Consider the following 15,633-nt stretch of genomic DNA (forward strand, 5'->3'; position numbering starts at 1 on the left):
TGCGAAGAAGTTGAATGGGGCGGCTGCGCCGGCCCATTCAATCAGTGGCTGCGCGTCGAGCCAGGCGGCAGGAAAGCCAGCTCAGCCGCCTTCTGTGGATCGTCGCTCTCCAGCACGCCAGGCAGCGCGGCGGCAAGGCGCCCAGCGTCGGCGCGCAAGACGCGCTGCTTGACCGACGGAATCTGCGAGGGATGCATGGAGAAGCTGCGCAGGCCCATACCAAGCAGCAAATCGGTAAAGGCCGGGTCGCCCGCCATCTCGCCGCAAACGCTCACCGACTTGCCTGCTGCGCGCGCCTGGGCGATTGAGGACGCAATCAAATGCACCACGGCCGGATGCCAGGGATCGTACAAATGCGCCACCGCTTCGTCGGCGCGATCGATGGCCAAGGTGTATTGAATCAGGTCATTGGTGCCGATTGAAACAAAGTCCACATAGCGCAGCAACAGCGGCAGCATGATGGCGGCGGCCGGAATCTCGATCATCACGCCCAACTCTACCGATGTGTAAGCCTGGCCGGCATCGGTCAGCTGCTGCTGGACACGCTTGATGGCTTCGTGGATCTGCCGCATCTCGCCCAGGTGCGCGACCATCGGGATCAGCAGGCGTATCTTGCCAAAGGCGCTGGCCCGGTAGATGGCGCGCAGCTGTTGGCGGAACATGCTGGGCTCTGCCAGGCTCCAACGAATCGCGCGCAGGCCCATGGCGGGGTTCAGCACATGCTCGTGTCTGAGTTCGCTGGCCGACATGCGATCGAGCGGCTTGTCAGCCCCCACATCCACTGTCCGTATCGTCACCGGCATGCCGCGCATCGCCTCGACCGCGGCGCGGTAAGCGGTGAATTGCTCCTCCTCGCTGGGCAGTTCACCATCCCGGTTCATGAACAGGAACTCGCTGCGAAACAGCCCCACGCCGGTGGCCCCCGCCTCTACGGCGGCGGTCGCATCGGCCGGAAGCTCAATATTGGCATGCAGCTCGACGCGTTCGCCATCCAGCGTCACGGCCGGGGTATGGCGCAAGCGCGCCAGACGCGCCCGTTCGAGCTCGCTCTGCCGCTGCCTGAAACGGTATTCCTCCAGCACGATGGGCGAAGGGTTCACGATCACTGCACCGGCATCGCCGTCGATGATCACCCAGTCGTCCTGGCGTATCAGGCGTGAGGCTTCGCGCGTGCCCACCACGGCGGGAATATCCATGCTGCGCGCCACGATGGCGGTGTGCGAGGTCTTGCCGCCAATGTCGGTGATGAAGCCATGGAACACGCTGCGCTTGAACTGCATCATGTCGGCCGGCGCGATGTCGGCCGCCACCAGCAGCAAGGGGTCCTCGCCCGCGAAGTCGCGGTTGACCACCGCGGCCGCGCCCACATGCGCGCCGCCCTGCTCTGCCGCCAGGGCGGACAGAATGCGCTCGACCACCTGCTCCAGATCGGCCTTGCGCTCGCGCAAGTAGTCGTCTTCCATCTCGTCGAACTGGCGCGCCAACACTTCTAGCTGGGCTGACAAGGCCCACTCGGCGTTGTAGTGGCGCTCGACGATCCACTGCCTCGTGGCGCCCAGCAAGGCATCGTCGTGCAACAGCATCAGATGCACGTCCAGCAGGGCCGCCAGCTCGTGCGGCGCGTCCGCAGGCAGGTCTAGTTTGAGCGTCTCCAGTTCACGCGCCACCTCGTCGCGCGCGCGCAGGGCGCGCTGGATTTCGGCGGCAACCGCGGCCTCTTCGATGAAGTAATGAGCCACGTCCACGCGGCTGGATGCGACCAGCACGGCGCGCCCTATGGCGACGCCGCGAGAAACAGGAATGCCAAAGACCTGAAAGCTCATGGCTTGAATGTAGCAGCGTGCCGGCGCCCCCAACCCCAGGAACACCCGGGCGCGTGAGCATGCGGGCCGGTCACGGTTTCGTCACCGCTTGGTCACGCCCGCGTCACCGCCGCAGCCGAGCATCACGTTCGTCCAACAACGACAAGGCCGATCATGAGGGATCTCCCTTTGCCGACATTGCCCTTCTCCGAACTGCATGCGCCCCAGGTGCCTCGGAGGTCACTTCCAGCGGGCTCCGCGCTGGAATCGCTGGCCCGCACTCGCCTGGACGTGGCCTGGGCGCGCACTGAAGAGGAAGTTCGCCAAGCCCAGCGTCTGAGATACCGGGTCTTCGCGGAGGAGATGGGCGCGCGTCTGAGCGTCCCGCACGGTGCGCCGGCGGGACACGACATCGACAGCTTCGACCCCTTCTGCGAACACCTGCTGGTACGCACCCTGGACGAGCATGGCCGCCCCGACGAGGTGATTGGCACCTACCGCGTACTGACCCCGGCCGCTGCGCTGCGCGCCGGCGGGCTCTACAGCGAAACCGAATTCGATCTCACGCGACTGCGCAGCCTGCGCCCACAGATGGTGGAACTGGGTCGCTCCTGCGTGCACCCCGAGCACCGCTCCGGCGGTGCCATCATGGCCCTGTGGGGGGCCTTGGCCGAATTCATGCTGCGCAACGGGCTGGACACCATGATCGGTTGCGCCAGCGTCAGCATGCGCGACGGCGGCCACTACGCCGCCAGTCTCTGGAAGCAGTTGGAGAAAACCCATCTGGCCGGCATCGAATGGCAGGTGCGGCCGCGCCTGCCCTTACCGGTGGATGAGTTGCGCCACGACATGAGCGTCGAGGCCCCGCCGCTGATCAAGGGTTATCTTCGCTGCGGCGCGCGCATCCTCGGCCGCCCGGCCTGGGACCCCGACTTCAACACCGCCGACCTGCCCATGATGATGCGCATCGCCGACCTGCCGGCACGCTATCGCCGGCACTTCCTCAACGGGGCCTAAGCCTACTGCCCCTCACCGAACTTGTCGTTAACAAGCGCGGTGATGGCGTCCTGGGCCGCCTGCTCGTCCGGACCCTCGGTCTCCAACTCCACCTGGGCACCCAGGCCGGCGGCCAGCATCATCACGCCCATGATGCTCTTGGCATTCACGCGGCGGCCGTTGCGGCTCATGAAGATCTCGCACTGGAAGGAACCGGCGAGCTTGGTGAGCTTGGCCGAGGCACGGGCATGCAGGCCCAGCTTGTTGCTGATGGTCAGATTGGACTTGATCATGGACAGGTCAGGAGGACACGTTGGAGACGGTTTGGGCTGACTCGCCCTGCACAATTCCCTGCCTGCCACCGTCGGCGGCACGCTGCAGCAAGGCATTCAGAGGCTCGTGCGCATAGCACAGCGAACGCCACAACATCGGCACATTCACCCCGCTGAGCACACTCACCTGCCCGCTGGCGTCGAGCAGGCGTTGGGCGCCGTTGCAAGGCGTGGCGCCAAACACGTCGGTGAGCACCAAGGTTTCGGCATGGCCTCCCGCCGCCAGCAGCGCGCGCGCGCGCGACTCCACCATCTCGGCCGTCATATCGGGCGTGACGTCGAGCACCAACAGCTGCGGCGCGCAGTTCGGGAAGGTGTGCTCGGCCACCGCCTTGAGGGCGGAGGCCAGCGGGGCATGGGCAATCACAAGCAGACCGGGCATGGCAGGATTATCGTTCCTGCAAGTTCACCGAGTTCAGGAAGCTCTCCCAGGCCGGCCCGCCGGCCTGCGGCCCCAGGCGCACCAGCTGGTACACGCGCAGGCCGCGCGCGAACACTGCCACCTCGGCCTGCACGTCCCGCCCCTCGGCCCGGCCGCCACGCAAGGCCTGCGCCATTGCCTCGGCGTTCGGCGTCATGCCTGCCAGTGCGAGCGCTTGCGCAGGCTCCGCCCGCGCATGCAGCTTGGTCGCGAGTGAGGCCCGCATCTGCGCCAGCGCCGGCGCCAACTTCGCGGGTTCGTCCACATCGGCCCATGCGAGCGAGAAGCGCGCACCCTCTGCCATGCAGACGGCCAGCCCCATCTCCAGCGCAGGCTGCCCGGTCGATGCGGCGCGCAAGGGGCGGCTCTCCACCTCGGGCTTGCAGGGGAACAGCAGGCTCAGGCCGGCATGCTCGGGGCGCACCTCGCGCCAGTTGAGTCCGGGGGAGCAGGCCAGCAGCGCGCCGGCCAATGCAAGCAGGGCGCAAGGGCCTGGCGTCTGGGTAAAGAATGACATGACCGCATTATCCCGGGGCAGGCCAGCAGCGGCCGTACCGCAAAATGCCCCCATGCAGACACCCGCATCCAACACCGCACTGGCCGGCGTACGCGTCCTCGATCTCTCACGTGTGCTAGCCGGCCCTTGGTGCACCCAGACGCTCGCCGACCTGGGTGCCGACGTCCTCAAGGTCGAGCGCCCCGGCACGGGCGACGACACACGCGCCTGGGGCCCACCCTATCTGAAAACCCGTGACGGGCAGGACAGCAGCGAGGCCGCCTATTTCCTGGGCACGAACCGCAACAAGCGCTCGATCGCGATCGACATCGCCAGCCCGCGTGGTCAGGCCCTGATTCGCGAAATGGCCGGCAAGGCCGACGTGCTGGTGGAAAACTTCAAGGTCGGCGATCTGGCCCGCTACGGTCTGGACGCCCAGAGCCTGTTGGAAGAGTTTCCCGGCCTGGTGATCTGCTCGGTGACTGGCTTCGGCCAGACCGGCCCCTACAGGGACCGCGCCGGCTACGACTATGCGGTGCAGGGCTTGGGCGGCCTGATGAGCGTGACCGGCGAACGCGACGACTTGGCCGGCGGCGGCCCGCAGAAGGTGGGCGTGGCGGTGGCCGACCTGTTCACCGGCATGTATGCCACCGTGGCAGTGTTGGCGGCCTTGCGCCACCGCGATGCCACGGGCCAGGGTCAGATCATCGACATGGCCCTGCTGGACACCCAGGTCGCGATGCTGGCCAACCTGGGCGCCAACTACCTGTGCACCGGCGTGCCGCCGCGCCGCATGGGCAACGCACACCAGAACATCGTGCCCTACCAGGTGTTCGAGGCCAGCGATGGCCATGTGATCGTGGCGGTGGGTAACGACAAGCAGTTCGCCAAGTTTGCCGAGCTGGCCGGCCACCCCGAATGGGTCGCCGACGTGCGCTTCGCCCGCAACGCCGAACGGGTGCGCCACCGCGAGCTGCTGGTGCCCATGATTGCCGCCGCGCTCAAGACGCGGCCGCGGCAGCATTGGCTGGATGCCATGGAAGCCGCCAAGGTGCCCTGCGGTGCCATCAACGACCTCGGTGAGGTGTTTGCCGATCCCCAGGTCCAGGCCCGCGAGATGACGGTGCCCATGCCCCACCCGCTCAGCGACGGGCTGACGCTGGTGGCCAGCCCGATGAAGCTCTCGGCAACGCCGGTCAGCTACCGGCTGGCCCCGCCGCTGCTGGGCCAGCACACCGAGGAGGTGCTGGCCGAATTCGGTTATGCGACCGCCGACATCGCGGCCCTGCGCGAACAGGGGGTGATCGCATGAGCAATATCGTGCTGGTGCATGGCGCCTGGCACGGTGCCTGGTGCTGGCGCCGCGTGCTGGCGCCGCTCTGGGCGGACGGGCATCGCGTCTTCCCGGTCACGCTGACGGGTGTTGGCGAACGCGCCCATCAACTCAGCCGCGAGATCACGCTGCACACCCATATCGAGGACGTGGCGCGGGTGATCGAGGCCGAAGAGCTCGATCAGGTGCTGCTGGTGGGCCACAGCTACGCCGGCATGGTGATCACCGGCGTGGCCGATCGCATGCCCGCATGCATCCGGCGCCTGGTCTATCTGGATGCCGTGGTGCCGCTGCCGGGCGAAAGCTGGTCCAGCCGCCACAGCGAGGCCACCCAGGCCGAGCGCCGCGCGGCGATTGCCGCCCATGGCCATATCCCGGCGGCAACCCCCTCGGCCTTCGGCCTGCAGGCCGAGGACGCGGACTGGGTGGCGCGCCGCCAGACCCCGCAGCCAGGCGGCGTGTACGACAGCCCGCTGGACTTCGACGCCCAGCGCTTGGCCGCCCTGCCCCGCAGCTTCATCGACTGCACGGCGCCGGCGCTGGCCACCATCGCCATCGCGCGCCAGCGTGCGCGCGAGCAGCCCGGCTGGGACCTGCACGAAATCGCCACCGGCCACGACGCGATGATCTCCGCGCCGGACGCGCTGCTGTCCATCCTGCTGAAGCTGGCGCGCGCGTGAGGGAGTTCACGAAAGCGCGGCCACGCCCCCTGCCCTGAGGAGTTTCCCCCGAGACGGGGGATGGACGCACCCAGGCCCCGCCCGGACCATGGCGACCGACCCCGCCGCTCGCGATCGCGGGCGGTCGCTCAACAAAAACAATCCATGCCCACCCCGCCCGCTACCCCGCTTGCTCCGCCCGCTGCCGCCGCCAATGACGTGGCGCAGGGGCCGAGCCAATCCCAATGGGCGGAGATCGTGCAGCAGCTGGGCGCCGAGATCGCCGGGCCGTTGAGCGCGGCGCTGGAGCGGGTGCACAACCTGGTCGTGACCGGTCAGATCGACCGGCAGAGCCTGCGCGCCCTGCGCGACAACGTCGCCCTGGCGCGCGAAACCGGCATGATGGGCCAGCAACTGGCACGCCTGGCCTCGGGCCGGCTGCGGCTCTCGCGCGAACGCGTGCACCTGACCCAGGTGCTGCGCGGCGTGCTGGCGCACCGAAGCCGCGAGACCCAGGCGCGCGGCATCCAGGTCCGACAGGTGCTCAAGCCGGTTGAGATCGTGGCGGATGGCTCGCTGCTGTTCTCGCTGCTGAATGCCCTGCTGGACTGGGCGCTGGCCAGCACGCACTCGTCGATCGACCTGCGCCTGGACCTGACGCCCTGGCCCGCCAAGGCACGCCTGATGTGCCGCTTTGCGCATCGCTCGCTGGACCTGATCGACGACCCGCGCAAGCAAGAGCTGCCGCCGGCCCTGAATTCGCTGGCCTGGCGCCTGGTGGAGCAGACCGCACTGACCATGGGCGTGCTGCCGCTGCGCGAGGACGAGGCCGGCATCACCGTGCTGACGCTGGAGTTCCCGCACACCATCAGCGACGAGCCTGGGGCCGCGCCGCCGGTGCTGGAGAAGGAGCCCGAGCACCAGCCGTCCACCAATTCCAAACCGCTGGCCGGCAGCCATCTGCTGATCGTCACGCCGCGGCGCGAGCTGCGCGCCCAGATCCAGGACTCGGTGCGGCATATGGGCCTGATCATCGACGTGGTCAACAATATGGACGAAGCCACCCAGTTCTGCCTGGAAGGCCTGCCGCATGGCATCGTGTTCGAATCGGCCCAACGCGGTGCGGCCTTCGAGCTGCTACGCGCCGACGTGCTGCGCGAGGTGCCGGAGTTCAGCTTCGTCGAGGTGCTGGACGAGGACCATGTGACTCAGCTCTCCACCGCCACCAGCGACGGCATGGCCCGCATCGCGCGCAAGCACCTTACCGACGCGCTGCCTTCCATCCTGCTGTTCGAACTCTCGAAGTCCCTGTAAGGCGGCCGCCAGCTGCACTGGCCTACACTGGCGCCGCTATGAAAACCTCTCGCATGCTTGCTTCCGTGGTGATGGTGGCCGCCCTGGGCGGCGCTGTCTGGCTGGGCTACCAGAGTCTGGCCAAGAAGGAGCAGGCGCCAGCGCTGAGTTATGTGCTGCTGGACGGCAACAAGGTCGACTCCAGCGCCTGGGCCGGCAAGGTCATGCTGGTGAACTTCTGGGCCACCAGCTGCACCACCTGCGTGCACGAAATGCCGCAAATCATCGCCACGCACGAGAAGTTCAAGGGCCGCGGCTTTGACACCTTGGCAGTGGCGATGAGTTACGACCCGCCCGCCTTTGTCGCCAACTTTGCCGAGAGTCGCAAGCTCCCCTTCGGCGTGGCGATCGACAACACCGGCGAGATTGCCAAGCAGTTCGGCCGCGTGCAGCTGACGCCCACCACGCTGCTGATCAACAAGCGCGGCGAGATCGTCAAGCGCTATGTGGGTGAGCCCGACTTTTCCACCCTGCATGGCCTGGTGGAAAAGCTATTGAACGAATCAGCCTGAGCAGGCACGATGGGCTCAGTACACGGGCTGAGTCGCATGGCACATACAGTCAACGGGATCGCATGCCTGCGCCGGATGGTGGCGGCCTTCTGCTGTGTGCTGGCCCTGAACCTACAGGCCCAAACCTTGGTGCTTGCCGGCGAGGATGATTGGCCGCCCTATAGCGCCGCCGAGAAGCCCGGGGCCGATGTGCAGACGGCGCCGGTAGGCTTCAGCGTTGATCTGATTCGCGCCGCCCTGTCCACCCAGGGCATCCAGGTGCAGATCATCACCGTGCCCTTTGCGCGTTGCATGCTTTACGCCAAGAGCGGACAGGTGGCAGGCTGCTTCAACGCCACCATCACCGATGACAACCGCGCCGACTACCTCTGGCACCCCACACCCATGTTCGAAGAGGAGCTGTCGATCTTTGGCCGGATCGAGGAACAGGGTCGCGAGATGCGTCTGGCCGACCTACGTGGCAAGCGAGTGGCCTACACGAATGGCTACACCTATCCCAGCGAATTCATGCATGACGGCCGCATCCACAAGTTCAGCGCCACCTCGGACGCTGCGCTGCTGCGCATGCTGGTCAACAAGCGGGTGGATTACATCCTGCTGAACCGCACACCTGGCTGGCTACGCATCGACGCCGCCCCAGAGTTCCGCGGCCGCGTCAAGCGCGTCGGCCTGCTGTCCATGGACGGCTTCTGGATCGCCTTTTCCAGACAGCATCCGCAGGCGGAGAAGCTGATGACAAGCTTCAGCCTCGGGCTGGCGCAGATGCGCCGCGACGGCAGCTATCAGCGCCTGCTGGACGACTTCAGGCAGCGGGTGCGTTACCGCTGAGCGCCGACTGCGCCTGCTTGTCGGCGTGGTAGCTGCTGCGCACCATGGCGCCCACGGCGGCATGGGTGAAGCCCATCTTGTAAGCCTCGGTCTCGAACATCTTGAAGGTGTCCGGGTGCACGTAGCGGCGCACCGGCAAGTGGTGCCCGGAGGGCGCCAGGTACTGGCCGATGGTAAGCATGTCGATGCTATGGGCACGCATGTCGCGCATCACCTGCAGAATCTCCTCGTCGGTTTCGCCCAGGCCCACCATGATGCCGCTCTTGGTCGGCACGCCGGGGACCTCCTCCTTGAAGCGCTTGAGCAGGTTCAGGCTGAACGCGTAGTCCGAACCCGGGCGCGCTTCCTTGTATAGGCGCGGCGCGGTCTCGAGGTTGTGGTTCATGACGTCGGGCGGCGCGGCCTTGAGGATCTCCAGCGCGCGGTCCAAGCGGCCGCGGAAATCGGGCACCAGGACCTCGATCTGCGTGCTGGGGCTATGCGCGCGCACCTGGCGGATGCAGTCGGAAAAGTGACCCGCACCGCCGTCGCGCAGGTCGTCGCGGTCCACGCTGGTGATCACCACGTACTTGAGCTTGAGCGCTGCAATCGTCTTGGCCAGGTTCTCGGGCTCGCTGGCATCCAGCGGGTCCGGGCGGCCATGGCCAACGTCGCAGAAGGGGCAGCGGCGCGTGCACTTGTCGCCCATGATCATGAAGGTGGCCGTGCCATGGCCGAAGCATTCACCGATGTTCGGGCAGGAGGCTTCCTCGCAGACCGTGTGCAGCTTGTGCTCGCGCAGGATCTGCTTGATCTCGTAGAAGCGCGTGCTCGGCGAACCGGCCTTGACGCGAATCCAGTCGGGCTTCTTCAGCGTTTCCGCCGGCACGATCTTGATCGGGATGCGCGCCGTCTTGGCCTGCGCCTTTTGCTTGGCGCTGGCGTCATAGGCCTCGCCGCTCTTCGCTTCGTGGGTGATGTTCTCGGTCGCCATGACGCTGTACTCGTTCCTTCAGCGCGGCAACTGGGCTGCAAGCCGCTCGCCAAAACGCTGGGCCACGGTGGGCCAATCGGTGAAAACGCCAAGTGTAGCGAGGTCCACCGTGCGCAGGCCGGCATAGCCACATGGGTTGATGCCGGTAAAGGGTTGCAGATCCATGGCCACGTTCAGCGCCACGCCGTGGTAGGTGCATTGCCGGCTGACCTTGATGCCCAGCGCCGCCACCTTGCCCAGGCCGCGGAAGGGATCGTCCGGACGGGCCGGTCCGGTGAGGGCGGCATGAGCGCCGGGATCGTCCAGGCGCACGTAGATGCCGGGGGCGCCGCTGACGCGATGACCGGTGATGCCGAAGCCCTCCAGGGTCTGGATCACGGCGGCCTCGAGCCGGAACACATACTCGCGCACGAAATAGCCCTGGCGCTGCAGATTGATGAGCGGGTAGGCCACCACCTGGCCGGGGCCGTGATAGGTCACCTGCCCACCACGGTTGGTCTGCACCACCGGAATCTGGCCGGGGTTGAGCAGGTGGGCGGCCTGGCCGGCCAGTCCCTGGGTGTAGACCGGGTCGAATTCGCACAGCCAGATCTCGTCGGGCGTGTCGGGGCCGCGCGTCTCGGTGAAGGCGCGCATCGCCTCCAGGGTGGCCACATAGTCCACGCGGCCCATGTTTTTCACAATCATGCTGCCATCCTAGCTTGTGCGTTGTAAGGCCCTGGGCCAGCCAGGCGACCGAGTTTGGGTTAGCGTTGACCCAGTCACCAAGGATGCCCCTGATGCGCGCTCTTTCTGCCCTGCTCACTCTGCTGCTCGCCGCCAGTTTGAGCTGGGCCGCACCCGACATCGATGCAGTCATTGCTGCCTACGCGCAGGGCGATCTGAAAGCGGCGGCGCGCGGCTTCGGCGAACTCTCCAGGCGCGCCGTGCCGCTGGCCGACTACAACCTGGCGATGATGCACATTCGCGGAGAGTTGCAGACGCCCAGCTTGCGCGCGGCGCGCCGGCTGCTGGAACGCGCCGCCGCCGCCGGACTGATCCGCGCCGAACTGAGCCTGGGCCAATTCCACGAGCAGGGCCTGCTGGGCAAGCCGGATCTGCGTCAGGCCAATAGCTGGTATGCGCGCGCCGCCGAGCATGGCAGCGTGGATGGTCAGGTCGCCATCGCCACCGCCCTCTACCTGGGCCGGGGCATTGCCAAGGACCTGGCGGGCGCCGCGCATTGGTATCGCGAGGCTGCCAAGGGTGGCGACGTCGGCGCGCAATACCTGCTCGCCTCAATGTACGAAACCGGGCTGGGCGTCGAGCAGGACCTGCGCCTGGCGCGCTACTGGTACGACATCGCCGCGCGCAATGGCGACGAAGCTGCCCCCTACAAACTCAGGGAAATGGATGCCAGATTGGCACCCACAACGGACGCTTGATCCTCGCTCAGAGCACCACCTTCACCATCGGATGGGTGGTGAGGGTTCGGTAGAGTTCATCGAGCTGCTCGCGGCTGGTGGCCGTGACGGTGATGGTCAGTCCCAGGTACTTGCCGCCCGAGCTGGGGCGCCGCTCCACCGTCGCGCCATCGAACTCGGGGTCGAACTGCTGCGCCACCATCACGATGGCCTCGACAAAACCCTCCACATGCGCGCCCATCACTTTGATGGGAAAGCGCGAGGGGTATTCGATCAGCGATTCCTCGGGGGGAATGGGTCGCTTGAAATCCATATTGACCTCAGATGGATTGCATCAGCTTGGCGCGCTGATAAGCCTCGTACAGGCGGCCGTACACGGGCCCCGGTTTGCCATGCAGGGCCCCATGCCCCACCGGCTCGCGATCCAGCGTGGTGACGGCCAGCACTTCCTTGGTGGCCGAGCTGAGCAGGATCTCGTCGGCGGCGAATACCTCGGCCTCGGAGATCGGGCGCAGGTTGTAGGCAATGCCCACCTCCTCGCACAGCTCGCGCAGCAAATCCATGCGAATGCCTTCCAGCACATGCTCACTCTTGGGCGGGCCCAGCAGGGCGCCTTCCTTGACGATCCAGACATTGGAGGCCGAGGCCTCGGTAAGGAAGCCGTCGCGAAACATGATGGTCTCCAGCGCGCCCTGGTCGGCCGAAATCTGCCGCGCCAGCACATTGCCCAGCAGCGAGATGCTCTTGATATCGCCGCGTTCCCAGCGGAAATCGCGCGCCGATATGCAGGCCACGCCATGGTGGCGCTGCTCGGCCGGCACCGGCTTTTGCGCGCTGCTGTACGAGAACACGGTGGGCGCGATGTCCTTGGGCATCACATGGTCGCGCGGCGCCACGCCGCGTGTTACCTGGATGTACCACCACTGATCGGGCACGTCCACCTCGGCCACCAGCCGGCGCCCGAGCGCCAGCCACTGCTCGCGGCTGAGCGGATTGGCGATGCGCAGCTTGGCCAGGCTGCGCTCCAGGCGCGCCAGATGCTCGTCGAAACGGAACAGCAGGCCGCCATAGACCGGCACCATCTCGTAGGCACCATCGCCAAAGATGAAGCCGCGATCCATCACCGAGATCTTGGCCTCGGCCAGCGGTGTGTATGCACCGTTCAGGTAGCAGGGGACGTCGGGCAATGCAGTCATGAACCACTCCTCTTCGATGCGCCTAGCTTACGCCCGGCACCCGCGGCCACGCATGCCAAATGCGGCATTACTTGATCCAGAGCCTGATCGCATCCCAGGCACGGCCGAAGATACCGGCCAGCGGCACGGCTTCCTGCACCACCAGGGGCAGCTCGGCCACCGCCACGCCGGCGGTGGTCGTGACCTTCAGGGTGCCGACGCGCTGGCCCTTGGCCAGCGGCGCCACCAGCGGGTCGGTGCGCTCGACCTGGGTCTGCAACTTGCCGCCCTCGCCACGCGGCACCGCCACGAACACCGGCCCTTCGGCGCCCAGCTTGGCCTCGGGCGCGGCACCCTTCCAGACCTTGGCGGTGGCGATCGCCTGATCCTTGTCGAACAGGCGCACCGCGTCAAAGGCGGAATAGCCCCAGTTCAGCAGCTTCTGGCTCTCGTTGGCGCGCGCCTCCTTGGAGGCCGTGCCCATCACCACACTGAGCAGGCGACGCTTGCCGTTCGGGAAGTCGCGCTGGGCGCTGGAGACCAGGCAGTAGCCGGCGGCCTCGGTGTAGCCGGTCTTCATGCCGTCGACGCTGGGGTCGCGCGTCAGCAGCAGATTGCGGTTGTGCTGGCGGATCTTGTTGAAGGTGTACTCGCGCTGCGAGTAATAGGGGTAGTACTCGGGGAAGTCCTTGATGATGTGGCCGGCGATCACCGCCAGATCACGCGCACTGCTCTTGTGGCCGGGCTCCGCGAGGCCGGTCACATTGGTGAAGCTGGTGTTCTTCAGACCCCAGGCCTGGGCCTGACGATTCATCATCGCGACGAACTGCTCCACCGTGCCGCCCACGCCCTCGGCCAGCGCCACCGAGGCGTCATTGCCCGACTGGATGATCATGCCGCGCAGCAGCTCATCGACCTTGGGGCGCATCGTGGTGTCGATGAACATCAGCGAGGGGTCGCCCTTGCGCTCGTCCCAGGCGCGCTTGGAGATGCTCAGCCCCTGTTCCAGCGTGAGGCGCTTCTCCTTCAGCGCGTTGAAGACGATGTAGGCCGTCATCAGCTTGGTCAGCGAGGCCGGGTCACTGGGCGTGTCGGCGTCGCGCTCGGCCAGCACCATACGGTTGGCGCTCAGGTCCACCAGCACATAGTTGCGTGCCGCGATCTCGGGCGGCTGCGGCGCCTGGGCATGAACAGCAAGGCTGCCGGCCGCGGCCAGCACAAAGGCGATCAGGGATTTCATCCGGTATCGGGACGACGGGGACGGCAGGGATGGATGGGGCGCTCAGGCAGGATGCCAGCTGCGCAGCACGATGTTCTTGAGCAGCGGCAGCTGCCCGTGGAAAAAATGCCCCACGCCGGGCACCACGGTGACGGGCAGGTTTTGCGGCCGCGCCCAGTCGAGCACCGCCTGCAGCGGCACCACATCGTCCGTCTCGCCGTGTATCACCAGGGTATCGGCGGGCACGGCGGCAGTGTCGAAGCGTGAGGTCGCGGGGCCGACCAGGGCCAGGCGCTCGGCGGGCGCGTCGGCGGGCAGGCGCAGCGCCGCTTGCGAGGCCACATAGCCGCCGAAGGAGAAACCGGCCAGCGCCAGCGGCAAGCCGGGTTCGCGCAGCGCGGCGATCACCGCCAGCGCATCGTCGACCTCGCCGCGGCCCTCGTCCCAGGCGCCCTGCGAGCGGCCGATGCCGCGGAAATTGAAGCGCACCGCCAGATAGCCCAGCTGCACAAAGGCGCGCGCCAGCGTCTGCACTACCTTGTTGTCCAGCGTGCCGCCCTGGGTGGGGTTGGGGTGGCAGATCACCGCCGTGCCGCGCAAGACCTGACCCTCGGCCGGCGCGTCGATGGCGCACTCGAGTTCGCCCGCGGGGCCGGCGATCTGCCGGCGTTGAGTGTGCAGATTCACGGCGGCCTCAGCGTCCGACGTTCTCGGGCAGCAGCAGGCGCTCCACCACCTTGCCGTCCTTCAGATGGCTGTCGACGATCTCGTCGATGTCGCTCTGGTCCACATAGCTGTACCAGACCGCCTCGGGATAGACCACCGCCACCGGGCCGCCCGCGCAGCGGTCCATACAGCCCGCCTTGTTGACGCGCACCCCGCCGGGGCCCGCCAGCCCGGCCGCCTTGACGCGTGCCTTGCAATGGTCGAAACCGGCCTGTGCACCATGCTGGGCGCAGGCGTTTTCGCCGTTGTCGCGCTGGTTGAGGCAGAAAAAGATGTGACGCTGGAAATAGCTCATCGCCCGGATTGTAGGCAGACCGGCGCTTCAGGCCTCGCGCTGCACCACGCACCACAACAGCCAGGCCAGCGCCGCGAAGGGCCAGACCCAGCCTATCCATTGCGCCAGGCCGTAGAGGTTGATGAAGCGGCCCTGCTCCCAGGTCTGCAGGCTTTGCAGCAGATAGGGGTCGGAGGGCGCCTCGCTGATGAGGGCGATCAGCGCCGTCAGCACCACCAGGGCGAAGGCCGCATTGGCGCGGCGCGGCGCCAGGCAGGCCAGCAGACTCAGCAGCACGCCGGTGGCAAGGCCTGGCACGGTGGGCGCCGTCAGCCAGGCCCAGGCATGCTGCGGGCCGAAGTTCAACGCGGTGGACCAGGCCGTCACCAGCACCCCCAGCGCCAGCGCCCCCAGGATCAGCAGGACGCGGCGTTTGCCTGGCCGCGCCACCGAGAGCGCCAGCAGGCAGGGGCCCAGCAGGCCCAGGGCAATCGCGATCGCTTCGAGCCCCGGCGGCAGGGGCAGCGGCTGCGCGGCTTGCTCCGCCGTGATGGCCCAGGGCGTGCCATCGAGCGCGCTCTCGCTCAATTCGCGCAGGCGCGGCAGCCATTGCCCCAGGCCCAGGGGCACCGGGGCGGGAAACAGCAGGCCCACCGGCCACAGCGCCAACAAGGCGAGCGCGCCGGCGCTGTGCGGCACGAACCAACGCTCGCGCCAGCCATGCCAGCGCTGCAGGCCGCCATGCCGGTGCAACAACCATCCGCCCAGGCCGCCGATGGTGCCGCCCAGGCTGTTGAGCAGCCAGTCGGCCCGCGAGGGTGCACGGCCAGGCAGCAAGAACTGCAGACTCTCCATCAGGTAGGACAGCGCCGACAGGCCCAGCACCGCTAGCAAGAGGCCCGCACGATGCCGCCCGCCGCTGCGCACCACCGCCGCAAAGCCGAGCAGGCCCAGCGGCATGTAGCCCATCACATTGACCCAGTTGTCGAAACTGCTCCAGTAGCGCGGCCAGGGCAGGCCGTTCAGCAGGCTCGGCGACCAGCGCCAGGGCCAGAAGGGGTAGAGGCTGGCATAGACGACCAGCAGGGCGTAGATCAGCGCCAGCCAGCTGGCCGAGCTGCGTCTGCCCAT

Annotated in this window: 19 protein-coding genes; 7 read left to right on the forward strand and 12 right to left on the reverse strand. The window is 67.2% G+C overall.

Translation table 11 applies throughout. The features are described from left to right. Positions 1 to 41: 41 nt before the first annotated feature. Positions 42 to 1,823 (reverse strand): phosphoenolpyruvate--protein phosphotransferase, encoded by a 1,782-nt coding sequence (gene ptsP / locus WG898_RS21865; RefSeq protein ID WP_339604903.1) that lies wholly within the window; start codon positions 1,821 to 1,823, stop codon positions 42 to 44. 153 nt (positions 1,824 to 1,976) lie between these two features. Between ptsP and WG898_RS21870 the strand changes: the two genes are divergently transcribed. Further along, positions 1,977 to 2,819, forward strand: a complete 843-nt coding sequence (locus tag WG898_RS21870) for a GNAT family N-acetyltransferase (RefSeq protein ID WP_339604904.1) — start codon at positions 1,977 to 1,979, stop codon at positions 2,817 to 2,819. 2 nt (positions 2,820 to 2,821) lie between these two features. Here the strand turns inward: WG898_RS21870 and WG898_RS21875 are convergent, their stop codons facing one another. The 3 genes from WG898_RS21875 to WG898_RS21885 are packed head-to-tail and all read right to left on the reverse strand — an operon-like array spanning position 2,822 to position 4,068. Further along, positions 2,822 to 3,091 carry an HPr family phosphocarrier protein gene (locus tag WG898_RS21875; RefSeq protein ID WP_339604905.1) on the reverse strand — a complete coding sequence of 90 codons (270 nt, stop codon included), beginning with the start codon at positions 3,089 to 3,091 and terminating at the stop codon, positions 2,822 to 2,824. A gap of 7 nt (positions 3,092 to 3,098) precedes the next feature. Continuing rightward, complete coding sequence (locus WG898_RS21880) at positions 3,099 to 3,512, reverse strand: PTS sugar transporter subunit IIA (protein ID WP_339604906.1); 414 nt, start codon at positions 3,510 to 3,512, stop codon at positions 3,099 to 3,101. Between the two features lie 7 nt (positions 3,513 to 3,519). After that, positions 3,520 to 4,068 carry a hypothetical protein gene (locus tag WG898_RS21885; protein WP_339604907.1) on the reverse strand — a complete coding sequence of 183 codons (549 nt, stop codon included), beginning with the start codon at positions 4,066 to 4,068 and terminating at the stop codon, positions 3,520 to 3,522. Between the two features lie 52 nt (positions 4,069 to 4,120). Here WG898_RS21885 and WG898_RS21890 point away from each other — a divergent pair, with 52 nt between their 5' ends. The 5 genes from WG898_RS21890 (at position 4,121) to WG898_RS21910 (ending at position 8,732) form a co-directional block, all read left to right on the forward strand. Next, on the forward strand, positions 4,121 to 5,359 hold the full coding sequence (locus WG898_RS21890; RefSeq protein ID WP_339604908.1) for a CaiB/BaiF CoA transferase family protein: 1,239 nt from the start codon (positions 4,121 to 4,123) through the stop codon (positions 5,357 to 5,359). Next, positions 5,356 to 6,060, forward strand: a complete 705-nt coding sequence (locus WG898_RS21895; RefSeq protein ID WP_339604909.1) for an alpha/beta fold hydrolase — start codon at positions 5,356 to 5,358, stop codon at positions 6,058 to 6,060. The genes WG898_RS21890 and WG898_RS21895 overlap by 4 nt, the downstream gene beginning before the upstream one ends. A 144-nt stretch (positions 6,061 to 6,204) precedes the next feature. Further along, entirely contained in the window at positions 6,205 to 7,353 is a 1,149-nt protein-coding gene (locus tag WG898_RS21900) for a hypothetical protein (protein ID WP_339604910.1), read from the forward strand. A gap of 38 nt (positions 7,354 to 7,391) precedes the next feature. Next, complete coding sequence (locus tag WG898_RS21905) at positions 7,392 to 7,904, forward strand: TlpA family protein disulfide reductase (RefSeq protein WP_339604911.1); 513 nt, start codon at positions 7,392 to 7,394, stop codon at positions 7,902 to 7,904. Positions 7,905 to 7,940: 36 nt separating this feature from the next. Further along, positions 7,941 to 8,732: a substrate-binding periplasmic protein gene (locus WG898_RS21910; protein WP_339604912.1), complete on the forward strand. Its 792-nt coding sequence runs from the start codon at positions 7,941 to 7,943 to the stop codon at positions 8,730 to 8,732. On the opposite strand, the gene lipA is transcribed toward WG898_RS21910, so the two are convergent. Both lipA and lipB read right to left on the reverse strand, forming a co-directional pair. Then, entirely contained in the window at positions 8,707 to 9,705 is a 999-nt protein-coding gene (gene lipA, locus WG898_RS21915) for a lipoyl synthase (protein WP_339604913.1), read from the reverse strand. The two genes, WG898_RS21910 and lipA, sit on opposite strands and share 26 nt — an antisense overlap. Positions 9,706 to 9,723: 18 nt before the next feature. Continuing rightward, positions 9,724 to 10,392, reverse strand: a complete 669-nt coding sequence (gene lipB / locus WG898_RS21920) for a lipoyl(octanoyl) transferase LipB (RefSeq protein ID WP_339604914.1) — start codon at positions 10,390 to 10,392, stop codon at positions 9,724 to 9,726. A gap of 92 nt (positions 10,393 to 10,484) precedes the next feature. Between lipB and WG898_RS21925 the strand changes: the two genes are divergently transcribed. Continuing rightward, a complete protein-coding gene (locus WG898_RS21925) occupies positions 10,485 to 11,129 on the forward strand; it encodes a tetratricopeptide repeat protein (protein ID WP_339604915.1) in 645 nt (214 codons plus the stop codon). Positions 11,130 to 11,136: 7 nt separating this feature from the next. On the opposite strand, the gene WG898_RS21930 is transcribed toward WG898_RS21925, so the two are convergent. The 6 genes from WG898_RS21930 to WG898_RS21955 all read right to left on the reverse strand — a co-directional run bounded on the left by WG898_RS21930 (position 11,137) and on the right by WG898_RS21955 (position 15,633). Then, positions 11,137 to 11,421 (reverse strand): DUF493 family protein, encoded by a 285-nt coding sequence (locus tag WG898_RS21930; protein ID WP_339604916.1) that lies wholly within the window; start codon positions 11,419 to 11,421, stop codon positions 11,137 to 11,139. 7 nt (positions 11,422 to 11,428) lie between these two features. Continuing rightward, complete coding sequence (locus WG898_RS21935) at positions 11,429 to 12,304, reverse strand: D-amino acid aminotransferase (protein ID WP_339604917.1); 876 nt, start codon at positions 12,302 to 12,304, stop codon at positions 11,429 to 11,431. 67 nt (positions 12,305 to 12,371) lie between these two features. Further along, a complete protein-coding gene (locus WG898_RS21940; RefSeq protein ID WP_339604918.1) occupies positions 12,372 to 13,523 on the reverse strand; it encodes a D-alanyl-D-alanine carboxypeptidase family protein in 1,152 nt (383 codons plus the stop codon). Positions 13,524 to 13,565: 42 nt separating this feature from the next. Continuing rightward, a complete protein-coding gene (locus WG898_RS21945) occupies positions 13,566 to 14,189 on the reverse strand; it encodes an alpha/beta hydrolase (protein ID WP_339604919.1) in 624 nt (207 codons plus the stop codon). A gap of 7 nt (positions 14,190 to 14,196) precedes the next feature. Beyond that, complete coding sequence (locus tag WG898_RS21950; protein ID WP_339604920.1) at positions 14,197 to 14,523, reverse strand: (2Fe-2S) ferredoxin domain-containing protein; 327 nt, start codon at positions 14,521 to 14,523, stop codon at positions 14,197 to 14,199. A 27-nt stretch (positions 14,524 to 14,550) separates the two neighbouring features. After that, positions 14,551 to 15,633, reverse strand: coding sequence for a VanZ family protein (locus WG898_RS21955; RefSeq protein WP_339604921.1), 1,083 nt, complete (start codon positions 15,631 to 15,633; stop codon positions 14,551 to 14,553).

This window comes from Paucibacter soli (genome assembly GCF_037482845.1).
GTDB lineage: Bacteria > Pseudomonadota > Gammaproteobacteria > Burkholderiales > Burkholderiaceae_C > Paucibacter_B > Paucibacter_B soli.